The 23,582-nt window shown below is 55.7% G+C and carries 18 protein-coding genes; 8 read left to right on the top strand and 10 right to left on the bottom strand.

The genetic code is table 11. The features are described from left to right. Window positions 1–13 precede the first annotated feature (13 nt). Both QZJ86_RS00935 and QZJ86_RS00930 read left to right on the top strand, forming a co-directional pair. A complete protein-coding gene (locus QZJ86_RS00935) occupies window positions 14–1,135 on the top strand; it encodes a glycoside hydrolase family 5 protein (protein WP_301935808.1) in 1,122 nt (373 codons plus the stop codon). Between the two features lie 130 nt (window positions 1,136–1,265). Next, window positions 1,266–1,526, top strand: coding sequence for a hypothetical protein (locus QZJ86_RS00930; RefSeq protein ID WP_301935807.1), 261 nt, complete (start codon window positions 1,266–1,268; stop codon window positions 1,524–1,526). Between the two features lie 4 nt (window positions 1,527–1,530). Here QZJ86_RS00930 and QZJ86_RS00925 read toward each other — a convergent pair whose 3' ends face one another. Together QZJ86_RS00925 and QZJ86_RS00920 are read right to left on the bottom strand one after the other, a co-directional pair. Next, window positions 1,531–1,986 (bottom strand): molybdenum cofactor biosynthesis protein MoaE, encoded by a 456-nt coding sequence (locus tag QZJ86_RS00925; RefSeq protein ID WP_301935806.1) that lies wholly within the window; start codon window positions 1,984–1,986, stop codon window positions 1,531–1,533. 1 nt (window position 1,987) lies between these two features. After that, on the bottom strand, window positions 1,988–2,221 hold the full coding sequence (locus QZJ86_RS00920; protein WP_301935805.1) for a MoaD/ThiS family protein: 234 nt from the start codon (window positions 2,219–2,221) through the stop codon (window positions 1,988–1,990). Window positions 2,222–2,274: 53 nt separating this feature from the next. Between QZJ86_RS00920 and moaC the strand changes: the two genes are divergently transcribed. Beyond that, complete coding sequence (moaC, locus tag QZJ86_RS00915) at window positions 2,275–2,772, top strand: cyclic pyranopterin monophosphate synthase MoaC (RefSeq protein ID WP_301935804.1); 498 nt, start codon at window positions 2,275–2,277, stop codon at window positions 2,770–2,772. 122 nt (window positions 2,773–2,894) lie between these two features. Here the strand turns inward: moaC and bamC are convergent, their stop codons facing one another. From bamC to QZJ86_RS00875, 8 genes are all read right to left on the bottom strand, one after another. Then, a complete protein-coding gene (gene bamC / locus QZJ86_RS00910; protein ID WP_301935803.1) occupies window positions 2,895–3,470 on the bottom strand; it encodes an outer membrane protein assembly factor BamC in 576 nt (191 codons plus the stop codon). Between the two features lie 5 nt (window positions 3,471–3,475). After that, on the bottom strand, window positions 3,476–4,294 hold the full coding sequence (locus QZJ86_RS00905; RefSeq protein ID WP_301935802.1) for a carbon-nitrogen hydrolase family protein: 819 nt from the start codon (window positions 4,292–4,294) through the stop codon (window positions 3,476–3,478). Window positions 4,295–4,391: 97 nt separating this feature from the next. Further along, entirely contained in the window at window positions 4,392–8,189 is a 3,798-nt protein-coding gene (locus QZJ86_RS00900) for a YhdP family protein (RefSeq protein WP_301935801.1), read from the bottom strand. A 9-nt stretch (window positions 8,190–8,198) separates the two neighbouring features. Then, window positions 8,199–9,656: a ribonuclease G gene (rng, locus tag QZJ86_RS00895; protein WP_301935800.1), complete on the bottom strand. Its 1,458-nt coding sequence runs from the start codon at window positions 9,654–9,656 to the stop codon at window positions 8,199–8,201. Further along, complete coding sequence (locus QZJ86_RS00890) at window positions 9,653–10,228, bottom strand: Maf family protein (RefSeq protein ID WP_301935799.1); 576 nt, start codon at window positions 10,226–10,228, stop codon at window positions 9,653–9,655. The genes rng and QZJ86_RS00890 overlap by 4 nt, the downstream gene beginning before the upstream one ends. 4 nt (window positions 10,229–10,232) lie before the next feature. Next, a complete protein-coding gene (gene rlmH, locus QZJ86_RS00885; protein WP_301935798.1) occupies window positions 10,233–10,697 on the bottom strand; it encodes a 23S rRNA (pseudouridine(1915)-N(3))-methyltransferase RlmH in 465 nt (154 codons plus the stop codon). Window positions 10,698–10,703: 6 nt separating this feature from the next. Then, the gene (locus tag QZJ86_RS00880; RefSeq protein WP_301935797.1) at window positions 10,704–12,854 is read right to left on the bottom strand and encodes a putative bifunctional diguanylate cyclase/phosphodiesterase; all 2,151 of its coding nucleotides are present in this window, start codon (window positions 12,852–12,854) and stop codon (window positions 10,704–10,706) included. Further along, complete coding sequence (locus QZJ86_RS00875; RefSeq protein WP_301935796.1) at window positions 12,855–13,607, bottom strand: oxygen-binding di-iron domain-containing protein; 753 nt, start codon at window positions 13,605–13,607, stop codon at window positions 12,855–12,857. It abuts the gene before it with no gap. A gap of 201 nt (window positions 13,608–13,808) precedes the next feature. Between QZJ86_RS00875 and QZJ86_RS00870 the strand changes: the two genes are divergently transcribed. From QZJ86_RS00870 to QZJ86_RS00850, 5 genes are all read left to right on the top strand, one after another. Continuing rightward, a complete protein-coding gene (locus QZJ86_RS00870; protein WP_301935795.1) occupies window positions 13,809–15,281 on the top strand; it encodes a complex I subunit 4 family protein in 1,473 nt (490 codons plus the stop codon). 325 nt (window positions 15,282–15,606) lie between these two features. Further along, entirely contained in the window at window positions 15,607–18,804 is a 3,198-nt protein-coding gene (locus QZJ86_RS00865; RefSeq protein ID WP_301935794.1) for a DUF2309 domain-containing protein, read from the top strand. A 1-nt stretch (window position 18,805) separates the two neighbouring features. Next, window positions 18,806–20,377, top strand: coding sequence for a proton-conducting transporter transmembrane domain-containing protein (locus QZJ86_RS00860; RefSeq protein ID WP_301935793.1), 1,572 nt, complete (start codon window positions 18,806–18,808; stop codon window positions 20,375–20,377). Beyond that, complete coding sequence (locus tag QZJ86_RS00855) at window positions 20,374–21,912, top strand: complex I subunit 4 family protein (RefSeq protein ID WP_301935792.1); 1,539 nt, start codon at window positions 20,374–20,376, stop codon at window positions 21,910–21,912. The genes QZJ86_RS00860 and QZJ86_RS00855 overlap by 4 nt, the downstream gene beginning before the upstream one ends. Next, the gene (locus QZJ86_RS00850) at window positions 21,905–23,476 is read left to right on the top strand and encodes a complex I subunit 4 family protein (protein ID WP_301935791.1); all 1,572 of its coding nucleotides are present in this window, start codon (window positions 21,905–21,907) and stop codon (window positions 23,474–23,476) included. The genes QZJ86_RS00855 and QZJ86_RS00850 overlap by 8 nt, the downstream gene beginning before the upstream one ends. Window positions 23,477–23,582 lie beyond the last annotated feature (106 nt).

Here is a 23,582-nt window from a genome sequence, read left to right as displayed (position 1 = left end):
AAGGACATCGCCCATGCCGCACGATTTCGCTAACAAATTCGGCAAAAAACTACGTGGCGTCAACCTGGGCGGTTGGCTGGTATTGGAAAAATGGATGACGCCCAGCCTGTTCGAAGACTTACAAGCCGAAGACGAAACCGGCTGGTGCGTGGAACTAGGCTGCGACGCCGAAACCCGCCTCAAGCAACATTGGAACAGTTTTATCACGGAAGACGATTTTAACTGGCTAGCCGCTCTCGGCATCAATGCAGTACGCATTCCGGTTGGCCATTGGCTGTTCGGCCCGGACTATCCCTACCACCGCAGCTACGGCGAAAATGCCTACCCCTATGTGAATGGTGGGGTCGAGGTGCTGGATCGGGCTTTCGATTGGGCCGAACGCTACGGCCTGCTTGTGCTACTGGACCTGCATGCGGCGCCAGGCTGCCAGAATGGTTTCGATAACGGCGGCATCAAGGATATTTGCGAATGGCATACCCGCGAGGACTATATCGATTATTCCTTGACGGTACTGGAACGCCTGGCCGAACGTTATGGCCAACGACCGGCCCTGCACGGCATAGAAGTATTGAACGAACCGCGCTGGGATCTGGATACCGTACTGCTTAAGCGTTATACCGCGGCGGCCTACCGGCGCATCCGCCAATATTGTCCGGCCGACCAGGTGGCGGTGGTGTTTCACGACGGCTTCCGCTCTTTCCGCGAATATGCTGGATTCCTGCAAAGGCCGGAACATAGCAATGTGATTTTCGATATTCATCGCTACCAGTGTTTCGTGGCCGAAGATGTCAATATGGACATTTATCGGCACATGCAAAAAGCGGCTATCAATTGGAAAACCGAGGCTGACGACATCATTAGCGAGTCAGGCCTTTGGAGCTATGTCGGAGAATGGAGCTTGGGTCTGGATTTAAAAATGGCCGAGCTGTGGGCAGAAGGTCCGTTCGATCACGACCAGCCGGCCATGGATAATTTTCAGTTCGATATCGCCTACCGCGGTTACGCGGCGGCGCAATTGGCGGTGTTCGAAAAATATCTGGGCTGGTTTTTCTGGAGCTATAAAACCGAAACCATGCCGCAATGGAGTTTTCGCGATTGCGTCGAACGCGGCTGGTTACCGAACCAATTCACCTGAACGGATACGCGCTTAAATTTTCATATTTTAAGTGTGGAATTTTAGTTCTGAAACGTCTTATCATTAGGAAATCATAACATTCATGCCCGAGCGGCATGATTTGGCCTAAAGCAATGATCTCAGGTGTATTATGAAAGCAAGACGATCCCGAACCAAATTGGACAAGATGTCGCCGGAAGCACTGGATGCCAGCTTCCCTTCCGCACGCTATTTTCAAGTGCATTTCGAATATCTGCACGAAACCATCAACGATTTGAAACAGCAGGTTAATCAAGCCAATCAGCAAATCGCCGAGCTGCAGCAACAACTGCAACCCGAGTCGTTGCGCGATATTGGCGTGGCAAGCTATGCTGTCGATACCCAGCCGGCCAGCAATTTGCGCCAGTCCTGACCACTCAGCATTGGCGTTTGTAGCCGTCGCTGTTCTTTTCGACCCAGCGCATTTGGCCGGACTCCAAGGTTTCCTGCTTCCAAAACGGCGCCTGGCTTTTGAGATTTTCCATGATGAAACGGCTGGCGTCGAAGGCATCGCCGCGATGCTCGGACCAGACCGCCACCAGCACCAGCGTATCGCTAGGCAATACCCGACCGATACGGTGGATAAGCAGTGTATCCAGCAGCTGCCAGCGGCTTTGCGCCTCTGCGACGATGCGCTGCAATTGTTTTTCGGTCATGCCCGGATAATGCTCCAGATACATGCTGCGCACATCGTCGCCTTGATTGAAATCGCGCATGCTGCCGACAAACACGCCGGTGGCGCCGTATTTGCCGGCCATCTCGCTGGCTTGGGCCTGATAATCGGCCAGTTCCTGCCACGGATCGAAGCTTTCGGCGCACAGTATGACAGTCATCTCAACCTCCGGTGACCGGTGGAAAAAACGCCACCTCGTCGCCATCGCTAACCGGCGCATCCAGACCGACATACTCCATATTCACGGCCGCCAACATCGTATCCGGCATTGGCCGGTCCGGATTGAGCCGTCGCCAAACTTCCCGCACCGGCAGCGGCGCCTCGACGCTTAATTCGTCGTCGCCCCGACCCACGCTGTCCTTCAAACTTGCAAAGTAAAGCACTTTAATCGACATCTTTATTCACCCGGTAATACAATGCTTGGCTGTTTTCACTTGTCCAGTATGCCATGTCCGAATCGCCTCTCACCCATTTTAATGCCGCAGGCGAAGCTCATATGGTCGATGTCGGCGACAAACCGTCGACTCAGCGGATTGCGGTATGCGAAGGCTGTATCGAAATGCAAGCCGAAACCTTGGCTCTAATCGTGGCCGGCCATCACAAAAAAGGCGATGTACTGGGCATTGCCAGGATCGCCGGCATCATGGCCAGCAAAAAAACCGCCGATCTGATTCCTTTGTGTCATCCCTTGCCGATCAGTCATGTCGAGCTCGACTTACTGCCGCAAACCGAGTTTAACCGGGTGTATTGCCGGACCACCGTAAAGACCACCGGCCAAACCGGTGTGGAAATGGAGGCACTAACCGCGACCCAGATCGCCTTGCTGACCGTCTACGACATGTGCAAGGCGGTCGATCGTGGCATGGTGATTCAGGGTGTACGGCTATTGGAAAAGCAAGGCGGCAAATCCGGCCACTGGCAAAGAGAAGACCCTACTGACGGCTGAGCTAATTTACTCTTGTTTTCGCAGCCGACAACCGCTGCAAACCCTGGGTTTACCCAAAAGCCGTCCGCCGCCTAGCTTGGCGGCATTAGCCGTCTGGTGCCAAGTTAAGCGACACCAGACGGTTATTCCTCGCCTTTCTTCTGCGGCGAACGATTGATGATTTTCTCGTCTATGGTTTTATGCAGCAGCCGGATCAATTCCGCCGAGCCATCCTCGGCCTCCACTCCCTCCGGCTTGTTCAACGACGCGTTGACAACCACGCCGGCGCTCTCTTCCTTCAGAGTAATCGTGTACTCGGCTTCGTCGTAGTGATTATTGAGCAATTCCCGCAACAAGCCGACATCTTTACCGCCGGTATCCGGGTCATAACGTACCTGGAATCGATTCTCCGCCTGATTTTTATCCAGCACCTCGATGTCGGTGAGTTTCAGCGCGGTCGCCACCATCTCCCAAGCCCGGTCGTAGCGGGTTTTCAAGGTCAATACCGGCTTGCCGCCAGCATCGGTAAACGCCATCAAGTTGGCCAAGGCCGACTTGGGCTTCAAGTCGTCGGCTTCGACCGCGGGCTGCGGATTGGTATGCTCTATCGGCAATACCGGCGGCAGTTCCAAATGGTGTGTGTCTCGATACTTGTCCGGCGCATCCGCGCACGCCGTCAACAATAAACAAGGCAAACCGTAAGTCAACTTTCTCAACATAAGGATCACTCGCAAAAAAAGCGTCTATGTTCCAGCACCGGGAAAGACAGCCGGGTTTTTTCCAAACGGCTTTTATCGATTTCGGCGCTGACAAAGCCCGGGCCAGTTTTATAACAATCCAGCACCACGCCCCAGGGATCGATCACCATGCTGTGCCCAAACGTCTGCCGGCCATTCATATGAAAACCGCCTTGGTTCGGGGCGATCACGTAGCAAAGATTTTCGATGGCGCGAGCCCGCAACAGCACTTCCCAATGCGCGGCGCCGGTCTTGGCGGTAAAAGCGGAAGGAATTACCAGGATGTCCAGCCCGTGACGGGTCATGGGCCGAAAATACTCCGGGAAACGCAAGTCGTAACAAACCGCAATCCCGACCCGTCCGAACGGGGTGTCGATCACGCAGGGAACATCGCCAGCCTCTACCGAATCGGATTCGCGATATTCCTCGGCGCTATCCGGCACGCTGACATCGAATAAATGTACCTTGTCGTAACGGGCCACGCGCTCGCCTTGCTCGTTGTAAACCAGGCAGGCCGCGCGCACCTTGTTAGGAACGGTCGCTTGCATCGGCATGGTGCCGCCGATTACCCAAACCCCATATTTTTTAGCAGTGGCCGCCAAAAAATCCTGAATCGGTCCTTGCCCATCCTGCTCGCTGACTTTGAGCTTGTCGTATTCGTTCATGCCCATGATGGCGAAGTTTTCCGGCAAGGCCACCAGTTTTGCGCCGGCTTTGACGGCTTCGGCGATCAGTTTTTCGGCTTCGAGCAAATTGGCGCCGACTTGCGGTCCGGAAGCCATTTGGATGGCTGCACATATTGTCATGAGTGGTCCCTGATTAATTGTTTTTGATAACTTATGCTGAGCGGGGTATTTTTGGCGATACGCCGATTATGCCGGCCATGTAGCCGGCGAAAGCCGATCAATTGCCGGTCAGCCAACCGAAACCGGTCAGGCTGCGCCAGGCTTTTTGCACCAAGCCATCCTGATCGTGCAGCGGCGTGACTTCGACATTTCCCCATGGCCCGGCCAGTTTGTATTGCGAGCCGAAAAAATAACCTTCTTTATAATCGTCCGTCACAACTTGAGTAATGATGGCGGCGACGCCTCCGACGATTGTACCAGCAATCGGCAACGCCCCGGAACTCTTGGGCACCACCGCCACCCGATGATCCATGGTCTTTTTCAGAAGATCGACGGTGCCGGCCACGCTGAGTTTGGCGGACACCGCGTCGATCAATAAATCGTCGGTATAGGCCAGGCCGTTACCGATGGTGAAATTGCCGGTAATCTGATCAAACGCCAAGCCTTGCCGGTATACGTCGCTGAAATCCAGGCTCAAGCGCTTGGCCCACTGTTCCATCGCGATCAAACCCAACAGACGCCCGAAACCCGGTTCGATGCTGGAGATGCGGCCGTCGCTGAGTTTGACCTGCATTTGACCGTTCAGATTAGCCAGCGAAAATTGCTGCGGCGCGCCGCGCCAACCGCCGTTAAAGCTGATTTCGGCATGCGTACCCCGGATATCGTCGGTATAACCCAATTGCGATAAAAACAAGCCGAAACCGTTCATGTTCAGCTTGCCGGTCAATTGCGTCGAGCTGCCGCCGACCAGTTTGACCCAATCCGCACTCAGGTCTATGGTGCCGGCGACGCTGGCCAGCTGCACATGCTTGAAATGAATGCCGTTGATCAGCCGCTCGGTATCCAGCTTCAGATTGCCTAAATCCACGCCGCGCCATAACAGTTGCTTACTGTCGATATCGATCAGCGGCAAGTCGGTGACCACTTCCTCGGCGGCGTCGAAATTCAAGCCATCCATCGCCGATAAATTCAGATAATCCATCCGCAACTTGATCGGGTTGGCACCGCTACGTTGATCCGGCACCGTCAGCCGGCCCCGCGCCATCGCGCTGTCTATCGTGCCCTGCCAGGCCTGGTTCAGATGCTGGAGTCGGCATTGCAATGCGCCGATATTCTGGCCTTGCCAGATCAGTTCGTCGGTATCCAGAATAACTTCTTGTAATGCCGGCAAGCGTTGCTGATTTTCGTTGTCGGCAAAAGCGGCGATGGCTTCGGATAATTTAAAGCGCGGCTGGCGGATTTCCAATTTCAGGCCGGCTTTGTCGAAAAAATCGGCGTCTTCGCGGCCGTAGATCACATGTCCCGAGTACAGCTTATTTTGCTTGCCGTCGATCAACAGCGCCGCGTTCAATTCCTTGCCGTAATGAAGCTGTAAAGGCAGGTAAGTGCTGTTATCGAATTGAAAGCGCAAACTCAGGGCTTGTTCTTGATCGGCCGATTTAGCCAACGCATCCTCGGTATTAATCGTCACCCCTCGCAAATCGCTACCGATATTGAGGATCGATGGCTTGGCCGCATCGTAAGGCAGCGTCAGCACCGTCTGGTAATTAAAACTACCGTCGGCAATTTGGTTTTTCAAAAAGCTGAATTGCTGCTCCAGCCGGTCAATATCGGTCACGCCATCTATCAGCAACTGGGTAGCCGCATGGTCGCTTTGCAGCAACGCATGGATCGGGTAGCCCAGCGTATGCGCTTCGATACGATTGCTGCTGACCCTATCCTCGGTAAAGCGCAGAACGCCGCTGATGCCGTCGATGGCCAGATCCACCGGCTTCACCATCAACCTGGCTTTGTCCAGATGCGCATCGACTTTAACGGTGGTGGGCAAGGTTTCGTAGTAGGCGATTTTCAAATCAAGATCGACCTGAGTTTGACCGTCCGGCGCCAATACTTTCGCCAGGGGATCGACCTTGACGCGCAACGGGGTTTTTTGCAGGAACTGCAAGCTGTGCGGCAATTTGCTCTGCACTTGCCCCAACACATAGACATAATCGCTATTGGCCAGATCGGGGATGGTAACCATCGCCTGTTTGATATCGACATTCTCGCTGCGGCCACTGTCGATCGCCACCTGCAAGTCCGCGCCGAGGAACTGCACGTCGGCATGCACATCACGCAAATGCGGCCAAAGTTCGTTGAACTGAATGTCGCCGTCGTCTATCGCAAACACCACTTCAAACCGGCCAGGACCGTTGCTGAAAGGAAAGTCCGCCAGTTTGCCGTTCAGCAGCATTTCGCCCTTGTCGATATGGCCGCCGACGAAGGCATCGTCCAACCAGGCGACCGCATCCTTGCCCATGATCTTGGCCGGCAGGTACTGCGGTACTTTACTGATGTCTTTGAAATTGCCGAAGCGGGTACGCATATCGATAACAGCACTGTCGTTATTCTTCGGGATGCTGAGTTGCAGACGAGTTTGAGTTTGGAAGGCGGCGCTGTCCAGCACCAGGTTTGCGCTGGAGATTTGCCAGTCGGTGTCGGTTTGCCGCCAGTCGATTTGACCTTGCAAGCGCGGGATGTCCAGGCTGCTTCTGAACATTTGCACGGCATTGAATTTGGCGTTTTCGCTGTCGACTATCAGTTGCCCGCCCTGATCGCTGGCACGAATTGAGCCGCTCAATTCCTGGATTTGCGGCACGTCGCCTTGCGCATCGTTGCCAAGCTGGCTGAAATGTCCGCTAACCGCATAACGTTGTCGGCTGCTGTCCGTGTAAAACGCCAGGTTTTGCAAATTGCCGCGCGGATTGAGTTGTAGCCATTTGCCGAAATCGCTTTGATCGGCTGGCAAAAACAGCGGCACCAAATGCATCAAGGCTTGCAAATTCAACTGCTTGATCACCCCGCTCAGATTGCCTTGCGCGTCCTGCTGCAGATACGCCTCACCGTCCCGCCAGCGCTGATGATTCGCCACGATATTGACATCGTAAGCGCTCCAGCGTTGCCAGCCATCTTGCTCGGTCCAGCCCAGATTGCCTTCGAAAGTATCCAATTGCAGGGTTTTGCCCTGCTGTTTGGCTATTTTAATCTGTTGACCTTGTAGATAACCGCTAAGCTGATAAGGCGTGGAATCTCGCCATTGGCTCCAGATACGGATATCGCCGGAGCCGGATTCCAAGTGCATACCCAGCGCCAAGTCCTCGATCAGCCAAGCCGGCCCTTGCAGATTGTTGCCCTCGATATAGAGCTGGCCGTTGATGGCGTTGGCTTGAAAGAGATTGCCATTAAGCCGCGCAGAAATCCGCAAGCTATCACCGTATTGCGCCGGCAAACTGCTAAGCAAATGAATCTCGTGACTTTGATCCGGATAATCGTTTTTGATCAGTAAATCGAATTGTTCGACAGTGACCGGCGGCCGATGCCGCTTCAGATCCTGCCAAGTCACCTGGCTTTGCAAAATCTCGTATTTGCCGCCCTGCAACAGCCACAAAGGTTGTTCGTCGCTACTTTGTAAGCCCTTGATGCTGATACTGCCGTCTTCGTTGCGCAGAATGTCCAGTTTGGCGCCCACCAAGGTCACCCAACTGGCGGCCATCGGATCCTGGGTCAGCAATAACTCCAGCAAATCGATGCCGATGCGCACTTCCTTGAGACGGATGGCAGGCTTGGCCTTGGCGTCGACACCCTCGATGGCAATTTCCCGCAGCAGCAATTCCGGACTGAAACCGCGCATATTGGCGCCCAGCCGACCGATGTGCAGCGGAATGCCGGTGGTTTGCCGAATTTTTTGTTCCAGCGCCGCGCGGTAAGTGCCGATATCGCTCAAAAAAATCCGCACCGCACTCAAGGCCAGAGCGGCCGCAATCAGGGACCAAAACAGCAGATGTCGCGTCGCCCGCGTAACGTGGTGAATGACCAAGACCCAACCCTATAACAACACCACGTCGTAGTGTTCCTGATTGTATTCGGCTTCGGCGCGGATTTTGATGCCGACTTTCAAGAACACTTCCAACTCGGCCAACATGTCGGCTTCTTCGTCCAGCAGCATTTCCACCACTTGCTCTGAAGCCAGCACCAAAATCTGTTGCACACTGTATTGGCGGACCACCCGAATGATCTCCCGAAAAATTTCCAGGCAAATCGATTCCGGAGTTTTCAATACGCCACGGCCGCCGCAGGTCGAGCACGGTTCGCAAAGAATGTGTTCCAGGCTCTCGCGGGTGCGCTTGCGGGTCATTTCCACCAGCCCCAGCGCCGAGACTTCGGTGATCTTGGTCTTGGCGTGATCCTTGTCCAGATTGCGCTGCAAGGCCTGCAACACCTGTTTCTTGTGGTCCTCGCTCTGCATATCGATGAAATCGATGATGATGATGCCGCCCAGATTGCGCAGCCGCAGCTGCCGGGAAATAGTCTGCGCCGCTTCCAGATTGGTCTTGAAGATGGTTTCTTCCAGATTGCGGCCGCCGACATAACCGCCGGTGTTGACGTCCACGGTGGTCATCGATTCGGTCTGGTCGAACACCAGATGGCCGCCGGACTTGAGCTTGACTTTGCGGTCCAGCGCCTTGCTGATTTCGTCTTCGACGTTATAAATGTCGAACACCGGCCGCTCGCCGGAATAATGCTCGATGACCGAAACGATTTCCGGCACGAAGGTTTCGGCAAACTCGACCAGCCTTAGAAAAGTTTCCTTGGAATCGACTCGGATTTTTTCGATACCGTCCTTGTACAAATCGCGCAGAGTACGGACGCTGAGCGGCAGGTCTTCGTGGATCAAGGACTTGATCTTGGCCTTTTTGCTTTTATCCAGGATCGATTCCCAGAGCTTGTGCAAAAAAGTCATGTCGGAATACAGGATCACCTCTTCCACGCATTCGGCGGCGGTGCGGGAGATAAAACCGCCCGGCACCGCATGTTTTTGCTGATAAGCTTCGATGCAGGCCCGCAAGCGGGTACGCTCGGCTTCGCATTCGATACGCTGCGACACCCCGGAATTGCCGGCGTAAGGCATGTAAACCTGATAACGCGACGGTATCGAAATATCGGTGGTCAGCCGCGCACCCTTATTACCGAGCGGGTCCTTGGTGACTTGCACCACCAGCTTTTGGCCTTCCTTCAGATAATGTTCGATGTTTTCCGAAGACTTTTCCGCCAGTTCCAGGCTGCTGAAATCGGATAAATGTAAAAACGCGGCTTTTTCCAAACCAATATCGACAAAAGCCGCCTGCATGCCCGGCAATACCCGACAGACCTCGCCTTTGTAAATATTGCCGACCAAACCTTTTTGCCGAACCCGCTCGATGATCAGTTCTTGCAGTACGCCGTTTTCGATCACCGCCACCCGGGTTTCCGGCGGCGTGACGTTAATTAATATTTCTTCGCTCATTGGATTATGTCTATGCCTGCTCGGCTTAATAATTGCGCGGTTTCGAACAGCGGCAAGCCCATCACCCCGGAAAAACTGCCGGACATCGCTTCGATGAAGACGCTGGCCAGACCCTGGATCGCGTAAGCACCGGCCTTATCGTGCGGTTCGCCGGTTTGCCAGTAAGCGACGATTTCCTGGTGGCTCAGTGGCCGAAAGCGCACCTCGCTGATGCTCAAGGCTTGCCAATGCTCGGCGCCACGCAGGGACACCGCGCTATATACCTGATGGCTGCGACCGGATAAGTGGCTCAACATTTCGATGGCATGCTGCAAATCGTCCGGTTTGCCGAGAATGCGGCCGTCGCAAATCACGCTGGTATCGGCCGCCAGCACCGGCAACGCCGCGCCGGTCATCGCCAGACAAAGCGCGGATTTTTCGGCGGCCACCCGCTCGACATAAGCGGCCGGCGCTTCGCTAGGCAGCGGCGTTTCGTCGATATCGACCGCCATGATACTGTGGCGGACGCCGATCTGCTTGAGCAATTCGCTGCGGCGCGGCGAGGCGGAAGCCAGGATGATTTGTGGACTCATTCGGTTAACGATGATAAGGGTGATTATTGAGCAGACTCCAAGCTCGATAGATTTGTTCAGCGACAATCACTCGGACCAAGGGATGCGGAAAGGTCAGCGGCGACAAACTCCAGGATTCCCGGGCCAGGTCTTTGACTTGCGGCGACAAACCTTCCGGGCCGCCTATCATCAAGGCCACCGGCTGGCCATTGCCCAGCCAACGTTGCAAAGCCTGCGCCAGATTCGGCGTCGTCCAGGGTTTACCGGGTATATCCAGCGTCACCACATGCGCCCTGGCCGGCAGCGCCGCTATCATGCGCTCGCCTTCGTCCTTGGTAATCCGGGCAATGTCGCCGCCACGGCGCTTGTCCGGCGCGATTTCCTTCAACAGCAACTCGCATTCGCGCGGCAACCGTTTGGCGTATTCATTATAGCCTTGCTGCACCCAGTCCGGCATCTTGTTGCCGACCGCGATCATATGTATTTGCATAAGTTGCTACAGGAAACGTTCTCTGGGCAGGCCCAGATGAAAGCCTTGGGCATAATCGACGCCGATCTCCCGCAACCTAGCCATGATTTCTTCGGATTCGACGAACTCCGCCAAAGTCTTCATCCCCAGCTGCTGACAAAGCCGGTTGAGATTTTCGATCAACACACTGTCGACCTTGGATTCCATGATATTGGAAATAAACGCACCGTCGATCTTGACGTATTCGAAATGCAGATCGCGCAGGTAATGAAAGGAATTATAGCCGCTACCGAAATCGTCCAACGCAAAGGCAAAGCCTTTCTCCCGCAAATTGCTGAGAAACTTGCGCATATTGGACAGATCGCCGATCGCTTCACGCTCGGTGACTTCGAATACCAGTTTTTCCGGCGGGATGCGCTGTTGCCGACAGAGATTTTCCGCATATTGCAGGATGTCGCGGCGTTGAATTTCCTGCGGCGTCAGATTGACGAATACGGTGGGCATTTGGCCGGTTTCGGCATACTGCTCGGCCATGAAGGCGGTAACTTTGCGCAGCATCACGTGATCCAGGTTCAAGCTGATACCATATTTATCGGCGGCGTCGATGAACACCCCGGCCGGAATGATTTCGCCGTCTTCGGTGGCTAATCGCGCCAGCGCTTCGTAGGCGTGCAACTCACCGCTGGCGCAAGCCATGATCGGTTGAAAATACGGCACGATACGCTCTTCCTTCAAGGCCTTTTTCAAGACTTCCGACAGGCCCAGCATTTTTTTGTTTTGAGCAATGCCGGTTTCCAGACTGCGTAGCGGGAAAACGAAATTTTTACCGGCGCTTTTGGCTTGGTACAAGGCCAAATCGACGCCAGCCAACAAATCGGCCACCACCGGCGCATCCTTCGGAAAGGTGGCGACACCGATCGAGGTCGTCAGGCTGATGTGCTCCCGATAAGGGCCATCGACCTCAAATTCGAAATCGTGCACCGCTTGCCGCAAGGATTCGGCGATGATCAGCGCGCTGTGATCGTCGGCGCCAGGCAGCAGCACGGCAAACTCGTCCCCACCCAAGCGCACCAGCACATCGCCCTTGCGCAATTGCTTTTTCAACAACTGCCCGAGATGGATCAGCACCTGATCGCCGACCATGTGCCCGAAACCGTCGTTGACGCCTTTAAAATTGTCCAGATCCATCGACAACAGTGCGAATTGATCATTGTGACGGCAGGCGCGGTCGAATTCGTATTCGAGGATTTCATTGAAATAGCGGCGATTATGCAGCCCGGTCAAGGGATCGTGTTCGGCGTAATAGGCCAGTTCTTGCAACGTGCGCGACAAGGTTTTGCTGGAACCGACCACCATCACCATCACCGACAGCAACGAACGGATGATGCTTTGTTCCTGGGTCGTCAAACGGTAACCGGACGAGTAACTGACCCCCAGAATGCCGCCGACACCGACTTTCTCGTCCGGCACACCGACTGTGATGGTTTCGATTTCCTCGAAATCGCGTTGCTGCTTGATGTCGGTGATGAAAAACTCTTCCAGTTCCACCAGCGTGTCGGCCGGAATTTTCAGTTCGGCCAGCAGATTATCGGCCAAACGCTTACGAACGAAGATTTTGGTCTGTTCGTCGTATTGCCCCAAATAATACAAATAAATGCTGATGCCGGACGCGCCGGTAAAAGCGATCGAGAAAAAATTGAACGGAAAAAAGCCGTGAAATTCCAGCAGGATTTCCTGCACGAACTCCTTCCATTGCGTGACTTTTTCGTGGGAGAGGATGATGTTTTCCAATACCGCCGATTGCCGCTCGAACAGGCTCTTATCGATCAGCGTCAATTCCATGCGCCGCAACAGCTCGTGGGTTTCCGTGATCAAGGAAGAAATCTTCCGGCAATTATTGTGTGCATCCTTGCCCTGTTGCTGATTGAGCAGCGTCAGACTGGCGGCGATGGTCTTGCAGCGTCGGGCGTACCCGGCCACTTCTGCTTTCGCGGCATGGTTGTCGGCCAATATCGGCAGGCGCTCGGCGAGCTTGCCGACTTCGCGTATCGCCAGGTCAATAATGCCGCGTTCGAAAGTCTGGGTGCGGTTTTGCGCTTCCAGCAACTCGGTCAAGGTGCGGATGCTGTGAATATGCAGCGATTTTAGCTGCGAGGGCCTTTTAGTCGGGAAATCCATTTATTCGACATCCAGCAAATCGCTGCCGCACTGCAAATCGTACAGCCAGTTCAAAAAGTCCTCTTTGGCTTGGCCGCGATACAAAGGCCCGTGTTGCGGCGCGATGATCTCTACGTCCAGCTTTCTGACTTGTTGCACCCAGTAACGCAAAGCGCGGTTGGAGGCCATATAGCGTTTATGAAAACCGTCCGCGAACGGCAGATGTTGCTGGAAGTCGCTGACGAAAACTTCGCAATTGTCGTTCGGCACCATCGAAGCGCCGACATCGCCGGAAAACAGGATTTTCGAAATCGGATCGTACACATTGATCTGGCCGGGCGAATGCAGAAAATGCGCCGGGACGAATTGCAGCTGCAAGCCGGAATGTAAGGTAACCGACTCGCCTTGGTCGGCGATGCCGACAAAACGGCGCATCCCGGAAATACCGTAATGTGGCAGAAAGCGCAGCCAAATGCGCGAGGCATAGATGCGGGCCGGCGTCAGTTTCATCCAGCTGCTTAAGCCGCCGACGATGTCCGGATCCTGATGAGACAGCGTAATGGCTTCGATATCGTCCGGATTCAGATATTGCAGCATTTCGTTAAGCACTTGAGGCATCACCCCGAAACCGCCCGGATCCATCAAGGTGCCCTTGCCGTTGTGGACAATCAGATATTGGTTGGACGGAATGCCGTCTTCCTCGCCAGGCTCGCTTTCGTTCAATAAAATATAGCGATGATGGTCGCTGTTAAATAGCGTAACGTTGTTGCGCATGTGACGGATTCCCCCTCAAATCCTATTGATTTATGCCGCGTAGGGTACACGAAGCCGCCGGCTTTGCGAAATCGGCTCCGCCGGCTGGGGCGCAACCCGACCGAGCCAAATTGGTTTATTTAAACCGTTTTTTCCAAAATTGGCTTTTTTCAACCAAATGTCGTTAGAATGCCGGTCTGTATTGGACTTACAACGATAACAATGGTGATGTTAAGCGCGCTGCTATGGACCCCGGCGCTGGGGGCAATCCTGCTGGTATTGGTTTCGGGCCATAACAGCCGGTTGATTAGAACCATAGCCAACCTCTTCAGTTTACTGGCCTTTTTATTGGCCTGCCGGGTATTGGCCGATTTCGATGCCGCCAATACCGCATTGCAATTCAGTGAGTTTTATCCGCTCAATCCCAAGCTCGGCAGCGCCTATGCCTTGGGCGTGGATGGACTTTCAATGCCGATGCTGGTGCTAGCCACGCTACTGACCGCCATTTCCCTGTTGGCGTCGTTCTCGCTGTCCGACGGCATCAAGGGTTATCACATCTCCATTCTGCTGCTGGAATTCGGCATGCTCGGCGTGTTCATGGCGCAAGACTGGGCACTGTTTTACATCTTCTGGGAAGTCACGCTGATCCCGCTGTTCTTCCTGATCGACCGCTGGGGCGGTAAACGCCGCCACGCCGCCAGCTTGAATTTCGTGCTGTACACCATGGGCGGCTCGGTGTTCATGCTGCTCAGTTTACTGGCGATCAGCCAGTACGATCTGGAACATCAAGGCTCTTTGATGGCATCGATGGGTCAAGCCGCGCAAAGCATGCCGGTGGTCGAACAGGTATTGGTGCTGCTGGGCTTTCTGATCGGTTTCGGGGTCAAGATGCCGATCTTCCCGTTGCACGGCTGGTTGCCGCTGGCTCACGTCGAAGCGCCCAGCCCAATCAGCATCCTGCTATCCGGCATTCTGTTGAAAATGGGTGCCTACGGTTTGCTGCGTTCGGTGGTGATGTTGCCGGTGGCCGCCAAGCTGATTCAACCTTTGTTGGTGTTCCTGGCCTTGTTCGGCATGATCTACGGTGGCCTGTTAGCCTGGCGGCAGCGCGACCTGAAAGCGATGGTGGCCTATTCGTCGCTGAGTCATATGGGCGTAGTGTTGCTCGGCATTGCTGCGCTGAACCAGACCGGCTTCACCGGCGCGATATTGCAAATGACCGCCCACGGCCTGATCGCCGGCGCATTATTCCTGCTGGTGGGCCTGCTTTACGAGCGCACCCACACCCGCAACATCCAGGATTACAGCTCGCTGGTGCAAGTGATGCCGCGCTTCGCGGCCTTTACCACCTTGACGCTACTCGCGGCGATGGGCTTGCCCGGTTCGGTGGGTTTCATCGCCGAGTTGCACACCATCATCGGCGGCTTTCAACAATGGGGCGGTTTGATGGTGTTTTTCAGCCTGAGCATCCTGATCAGCGCCGCCTACGCGATGCGCACCATCGGTTTGCTGTTCACCGGTCCGGTGAAACCGCAGATGCGCGACATCGCCGACCTGAAACCGGTGGAACTGATGGCTTCCGGGGTGTTGGTAGGCGGCATCGTGTTATTCGGCCTATTACCGGCCCCTTTGATCGAGTTGTCTACCGCGACGGTGGGGAAGATGTTGGCGGTGATGGGGGAGAGGTTGCCGTGAGTCCATTGAATAAAAAACTCACCCTTACCATTGGAAGGGCCCCATTCCCGTATGCCGCGCCGAGCACCGAAGCATTTGGCGAGAACAGCCCGCTAGGGGAGCGGCATGGATGCCGCTCGTTTTCGGAGGGGCTGGGAAGCCCCTTCCGAAAACCCTCGACAAATGCTTTGGCGCGCTGGATCGAAGCGGCATTCGGGTCGCCTTTTCTTTGGATACTTTCTTTTGGCGACGCAAAAGAAAGTATCTCGGCTGTCGGTCCGAGAACCGACTTTAAAACATCCGTCGCGGTCGCGACACTGTTTTTCAAGCTCAGAGGCTCACGGCAATGACGGCATTCTCTGCAAGCACTCTGTCCCCACGACAAATTATCATAGACGCGATCCATCACCTGGATCATGTGCTGCCGGGACAGGCGCCGATACACGACTTCGTGCATCACAACACCTTGCACGGCTTTCAACATCTGCCGTTCGAACAGGCCTTGGCGGAATTCAGCGCACTGACCGGCATAAGCTGTTATCTAACCGCCGAACAATTCCGCGAGCTTTATCGGCAAGACCGGATAACCGATAGCGACCTCGACGCGGTACTGGGGCAACAGTTTGGGGCTTTGTTACAAACCGCGCTTGGCGACGTCGGCGACAAAACTGTCACCCATCTACAACTCTACCGGCTAGCCTTGCTATGTGACTTGCAGATACTGACGCCTGCCCAATTCGATTGGCAAGTGAACGAGCTAGGTACTTTGAATGACGCGGCGTCGCGCACGATGTGGCATACCCTGCTGAACAAGCTGGAATTAGCCATGCCCGAACTGCATCCGGAAGATTTGCTGGATTTGTCCGGCGAGCAAATCCAACAATGGTTGCCGCATCAAGCCGATGCCAGCGCCGAGCTGCCGATGCGGTTACACGCCGCCGAGAATCTAGCCATGCTGTTTTCGCAAGTTGGCGAGAGCCTGAGCTTGCGCGGTTTGCTGCTGGCCTTGACCGGTAAGGACGTTTTGGACGCGGTGCGCCCGCAATTGATCCGGCTGTGCGCGTCCCTGCTCGACGAAGGGCTGGCGGCCTGGCGTTTGCCGCAGCGGCAGGAGTTGGGTTTGTACCACTCCTGGCGGCACAGCTTGAGCTTCGATGCCCAACCGTTTTTCCAGGAACTGAGCGATTGGCAAACCATCACCGATGCGCTGCCCGAGGACTCTGTCGACGCCATCGCCCAACAACTCGACGCGCTGGCGATTCCGCAACTACAGTGGCCAGGCTATCTGCAAAGACTGGCCTTGGAACTGCCCGGCTGGTCCGGCCTGATTAACTGGCGGCAAACTCATCCCGGCTATCAAGCCGACGACGAAACCAAACCGCTATTGGCGGATTATCTGGCGATACGCTTGACGCTGGACCGGCTTTACGCGGAACAACTCTGCCGCCGGCAATGGCATTGCCAGGCGCATCTGGACAAGCTGCAAAGCTATTTTTCAAAAAATTTAGCCGAATTTTCGGTCAGACAGGCCTTGTTTCAAGGTTGTTTGCCGGAGTATCTGGCCCTCGCCGGTCAATCTTTATTAAATGAAGCTTCGCGCGATAAATCAGCCTGGCAAACGCTGGCCGAACGCATTTGGATCTGGCAACACAGCCCTTTGGCAACCGACGCGACAGCCGCCGTTTTAAGCGTATACAACCACGGCTGGCGGCTGTTCCGCGTCTGCCAGCAGTTGGAATTGAGCGCGACTGCCTTGCAACATCTCGATAAATCCCAATTGCTGGCCTGGCTGGATGTGATCGACAGCCTCGGCGCAGTCCAGCTAAGCAATATCTGGCTGAATGCTTACGAACGCCATTATCAGCAAGAGCTGCTGCAAGCCCTGCATGCCAATCATGGCCGGGGGCGCTGGGCAAAACGCGACAGTCGCCCGGAGGCGCAAATCGTGTTTTGCATGGACGACCGCGAGGAAGGTATCCGCCGCCACCTGGAAGAACTAAACCCCGCCGTCGAAACGCTGGGCGCCGCCGGCTTCTTCGGTGTGCCTATGAATTATCAAGGGCTGGACGATACCAGGCTGACGCCGCTGTGCCCGGTGGTGGTGGTACCTGCCCATAACGTTCAGGAATGTGGCTTGCCCGGCCAGGAAAATGTAGTCGCCCACCACCGCCACGGCCGGACCTTGAGACAAGCTATCGCCAATTTGCTCCATCACGGTCTGCGCCGCAATGCCTTGCTGGCATTTCCGTTGATCAACACCATCGCGCCGGTGGCCTTGCTGGGCTTGCTGGCTAAAAGCTTCTTTCCGAAAACCCAGCAACAATTGCTAGCAGCGAGTGCCGAAAAGATCGCACCCGAAGTAGATACACACTTGCATTTTACTGCGACCGACAACGCCGCCCCGGCCACGCCCCAGCAGCCGCGCCTGGGTTTTACCGATCAGGAGCAAGCCGAGCGTGTCGCCGGCTTTCTGCGCAATACCGGCCTGAGCTACGGCTTTGCCGAATTGGTAGTGTTGATGGGCCATGGCTCGATGAGTCAGAACAACCCGCATTTGTCGGCTTACGATTGCGGCGCCTGTAGCGGCCGTCACGGCGGGCCGAACGCCAGGTTGTTCGCGGCGATGGCGAATCGTCCCGAGGTGCGCAAATTGTTAGCAGAACGGAATATCGTTATCCCGGACGACACTTGGTTTATCGGCGCCGAACACAATACCTGCGACGAAGAGATTATTTGGTATGACCACGCCGAGGTACCGGCGGCTCGCCAACCGGCATTGGACCGGTTTGTCGAGCAAATGCGCCATGCCCAACTTATGTCGGCGCACGAGCGCTGCCGGCGGCTGGCGTCGGCACCTCGGCGGCCGTCGCCGAAACAGGCTTTGCGGCATTTTCAGGGCCGCTCGGCCGATTTCTCGCAAGCCCGCCCGGAGCTGGGCCACGCCACCAATGCCTCCGCGCTGGTGGGCAGACGTTCGCTGACGCAAGGCGCGTTTTTCGACCGCCGCTTGTTCTTGATTTCCTACGATCCCAGCCAGGACCCGGACGGTACGGTGCTGGAAGGCATCTTGTTGGCGGTCGGCCCGGTCGGCGCCGGCATCAATCTAGAATATTATTTCTCCACCGTCAATAACGAGCGGCTGGGTTGCGGTTCAAAAGTGCCGCACAACCTGACCGGCTTTTTCGCGGTGATGGAAGGCGCCGGCAGCGATCTGCGCACCGGCCTGCCCCGACAGATGATCGAAATCCACGAGGCAATGCGCTTGCAGATCGTCGTCGAGGCCAAGACTGCGGTGCTGGAACAAATTTACGACCGGCAAGAAAGCTTGCGGGAATTGATCGGCGGCGGCTGGGTGCATCTCAGTGCCAAGGACCCGGACAGCGGCGAGATATTTGTGTTTCAGCGCGGTATCGGTTTTACGCCCTGGCAAGCGCAAACCGTAGATTTACCATTGCGCGACAGTTCGCCGGATTGTTATCGAAACGATACTCAGCCGGTCGCACCGATGTTGATTAAGCAAGCCGATTTTGCAGGAGTCTTGTGATATGGCTGTCTGGGCGTTTCTAATTCCGCTGTTGCCGTTGCTGGCCGCCGTATTGATTGGCGGCCTAAATTTTTTCCGGATTGTCGGCGGCGAAGCCGGCGAGAAAACCAGCGCGCGCCTCGCCGTTACGGCTATCGCTCTGTCGGTACTGACAGCATTGGCCTTATTAACGGCCGATTTATCCGGCCAGCTCGCCGATTCGGTCACTTACGGCACCTGGCTGAGCAGCGGCAAGCTGACAATCGCCTTCAAACTGACGACCGGCGGTTTCAATCTGGCGCTAGCCAGCGTGTTCTCATTGCTACTATTAATCGCGATGCGTTTCTCGGTGAATTACATGCACCGCGAGGCCGGTTTCCACCGCTTTTTTTTCATCCTTAGTCTGTTCGCGGCGGCGATGCTGCTATTGGTGTTGTCCGGCAACGCGGTGTTCACCTTTATTGCCTGGGAAATCGCCGGGGTCTGCTCCTATTGGCTGATCGCCTACGCCTACGACAGGCCGATCGCCGCGCATAACGCCACCCGCGTGTTTGTCACCAACCGCGTCGGCGATTGCGGTTTTATCCTGGCGATATGCCTGTCCTTGGCTTGGCTGGAAAGCGCCGACTGGCAATTCATCAATCTCAGCGCCAACGATCTCGATCCGGGCGACGCCACGCTGCTGGCGTTGAGCTTTGCCTTGGCGGCATTTGCTAAATCCGCGCAGATTCCGTTTACGCCTTGGCTGGCCCGAGCGATGGAAGGCCCGACACCGTCCAGCGCGATTTTTTACGGCGGCACGATAATCCATGCCGGAGTGTTTTTGGTGATTCAATTACAGCCATTGTTTATGCAGGCGCCGCTGGCGATGCTGCTGCTGGCGGTGGTTGGCGGTCTGACGGCAATCTACAGCTATTGGGTGGGCTTGAGCCAAACCGACATTAAAAGCTCGCAGATTTTCGCGACCTCCGCACAGTTAGGCTTGATGTTCGTCGAATGCGGCCTGGGATTTTGGGACTTGGCGGCCTGGCATCTGGGCGCCCATGCCGTGGTGCGCTGTTATCTGCTGCTGACCGCGCCGTCCATCCTGCACAACACCCATGGCCAACCGATAGCGCCTGTCGCGCCTATCCTGGCGAATTGCCGCTGGGCGTTTGTCGCCTCCTTGCAGCGCGGCTGGCTGGAGCCGGCGATGGATTGGTTGCTGGTCAAGCCGGTGTTGAGACTGGCCAAGGATGTGCGTTATATCGACGAGTACATCGTCGATCCCGCTCTGGGCGCGCCGGCACCGGCGATCAAGGCCGTGTCCTCGCTGGCAGAATGGGAAGAACAAAAAATGGGCGCCAACCTGGATAGCGCCGAGGACAGCTTCGCGCAAGGCAGCGGCCTGGCCGGCAAACTGGCGCAGTGGACGGCCGCCTTACTGAACTGGTTTGAATATCACTTCATTTTGCGCGGCATCGGCCGCGATTCGATTCGGATCGGCCGCCGGCTGGGTCAGGCCGCCAACCGCTTCGAGCAGTTATTGTTGCAGCCGCGCTATCTGGCGCTGTTTGTCTTGATTACCCTGATGGTGGCGCTGGGATACCGATGAATACCGATATTGTTTTCTGGTCCGCGGTGGCCGCCGTGCCCTTGCTCACCGTTTTGACGCTGGTACCGCTGCTGACCATGCTGGCGGTAGTACTCGCCAAGCCGATTTACAGCGTGCGACTAGCCTTCGGTGGCGCGCTGTTGAACGTGCTGCTCAGCATCTATCTGTTGCTGATCTTCGACTCCCGGGCACCGGGCATCCATCTTGCCGAGCATCTTCAATGGTTCGGCATGAATTACCGGGTCGGCGTCGACGGCACCAATATTTTATTCATTCCGCTGACCGCGATTCTGGGATTGCTGGCGCTGGTCTATACCTTGATCACCCGCCATCACCAAGACCGTTTGTTCATGGCCTGTCTATTGGCTTATCAAGGCATTCTGATCGGCGCATTCGCGGCGCTGAATACGCTGCAATTCTGGTTCTGGTGCTTGCTGGAACTGGTACCGGTGGTGTTATTGACGATCTCCGCCGGTACCGGCAAGCAACGCAACCGGGTGGTGAAAGCGGTGTTGCAATACTGGCTGTCCGGCTTGGCGATGAGTCTGGCGGGGTTTGTCTTGCTGAGTTTCGGCTTGGCGCAAAGCGGCATGGACCTGAGTTTCGACTGGCTAATCTTGAAGCATCACAACCTGGCTATCCCGAACGAAACCCTGATTTTCATCCTGCTGTTCTTCGGCTTTGCGGTGCGTACGCCGCTGTTTCCGTTTCACGCCTGGCTGCCTTTGTTGGCCGAACACGGCACCGCTGCCAGCGTGGCAATATTTCTGACCGGTTTGAAACTGGGCGTTTACGCGATGATTCGTTTCATCCTGCCGCTAGTACCGGGCGCCGCCGAGCAATGGGTACATTTTGTGGTCGACCTGGGGCTGATCGGTATTTTTTACGGCGCCTTGCTGGCGTTGATGCAGATCAATATGCGCCGGCTGCTGGCATTCGCGGTGATCAGCCATACCGGCATGCTGGTCATCGGCGTGTTTTCGTTCAACGATTTTGCGCTGGAAGGCAGCATTCTGTTGTCGATTGCCTACGGCCTGGCCACGGCGGGCATGCTGTTCAGCATCGGTTTGATTTACGAACGCACCCGCACCTCGTTTCTACCGCGTCTGGGCGGATTGTTCGAAACCAATTCGACGATCGCCTTGCTATTTTTGATTTCGGCGTTGAGCACGATGGTGATGCCCGGCACGCCGGGCTTCGATGCGGCGCATTTGCTGATCGAAGGCACTATCGAGGAACACGGTTGGTATATTGCGATTGCGATCTTGCTGGGCAACGTGTTGGGGGCGGCGTTTTTGCTCTGGGCGTTCCAGCGGCTGTTCATCGCCCACCCCAGACGCTTCGTGCAGCCTTACGGCAGCATTCACCACCCGGTAGTCAAGGAACGTATCATTGCCGTGACGATATGCGGCCTGCTGATCGGCACCGGTTTTTACACCACACCCTGGTTGAAATATATCGATCAGGAAGCCAAGGAAATCGGCGAACATTATCCTGAACATCGCCACCATATGAACGGCCCAGATCATGATTGACAGCTTCCCCTTGCTCTCCTTATGTCTGGCCTGGCCCTTATTGGGCGCGTTGTCGCTGGCATTTATCAAGGACAGCCGCCGGGCCAAGCGCGGCGCGCTGCTGGTTGCCATCGTGGAATTGCTGCTCACCCTGGCAGCGGTCCATCGTTTCAATCCCGAACACGGCGGCTTTCAATTGCAGGAAGACTATCCGTGGATACCCGGCCTGAATATCCATTACCAACTCGGTGTGGACGGCATCTCGATACTGTTTTTGCCGATGACGGCCCTACTGAGTCTGATGGCCTTGTTGGCGAGCTGGAACAGCGTACAGCATTTAAACCGCTTTCAACTGGCGCTGATGCTGGTGTTGGAAAGCGTCACCATCGGCGTGTTTACCGCGCTGGATCTGGCCTTGTTTTTCTTGTTCTGGGAATTGACGCTGCCGCCTATTTTCTTTTTGGTCGGCTTATGGGGCATCGGCGCGGAGCGTCGGCACGCGGCGATGAAATATACGCTGTACATGCTGTTCGGCGGCGTGCCGCTACTGTTTGCGATCATCATGCTGGCCATCAATCATGCCCAACACAGCGGCGGCGCGATTCCGGAAGACTTAGGCTTCAGCTTGCCGATCTTGCTGAATACGCCGATAGAAGCGTCGATGCAGAGCGCAATCTTCCTGCTGCTAATCGTCGGTTTTGCGGTGAAAGCTCCGCTATTGCCGTTTCACACCTGGCTGCCGACCGTCGCGATGGAAGCGCCGGCTTTTCTAAGCGCCTTGCTGGTTGGTCTGAAGTTGGGCGTCTACGGTATCGTCCGCTTCGCGATTCCGCTGACCCCGCAAGCAGCCTTGGAACATCGCTGGCCACTGGCGATAGCCGGCGCCATCACGCTGATTTACGGCGCCTTGATCGCCTTGCAACAAACCAATCTGCGCCGTTTGCTGGCCTATGCCAGTATCAGCCATGTCGGCCTGGTAATCGTCGGCATCGCTGCGTTCAATCTGCAAGGCTTGCAAGGCGCGGTGATGCAATTGCTGAATTTCGGCATCGTCGCCGGCAGCTTGATGTTGATCGCCGGCATGCTGCAACAGCGCTTGGGCAGCACCGATCTGACTCATCTCGGCGGACTAGCGAAGCCGCTGCCGAGGCTGACGACCTTGTTTTTTCTGTTTGCCTTATCCAGTCTCGGCCTGCCCGGCACCAATGGCTTTCCGGCCGAGTTAATGATGATACTTGGCGCCTTGCAAGCTTATCCGGCGCTGGCGGTCGTGGCACTGTTCGGTGCGATATTGGGCGCGGCCTATCTATTAGGCTTTGTCAGACGAGCCTTTTTCGGACCGATTGTCCACGAGGCGGTCGCCAGAACCGAGGACTTACGCGCCCGCGAGCTGTGTTTGCTGGCGGCGGCAGCTTTGCTGGTGTTAATCGTGGGGGTATACCCACAATGGCTTTTAGCTTGGCAAGAAACCAGTTTGCAGGCCTGGTTACAACGCTTGCATAGCCCGACACAGTTGATCGCTGAATCGAAACAAAGTCTGCATGCCACAGTTTTAGCCTTGCAGAGCGAAGGAACCGTAAAATGATTGCCATATAGTTTCGATTCGATATAGTATTGCTTTTAACGATTCGCGCTTTGAACAATCACGGCCGAATTGACTCTACGACACCTTGAATCATTGAATACAGGAC

Source organism: Methylomonas montana (assembly GCF_030490285.1).
Lineage (GTDB): Bacteria > Pseudomonadota > Gammaproteobacteria > Methylococcales > Methylomonadaceae > Methylomonas > Methylomonas montana.
Note: the sequence above shows the minus strand (reverse complement) of the source record. Positions and strands in the feature narration are given on the sequence as shown.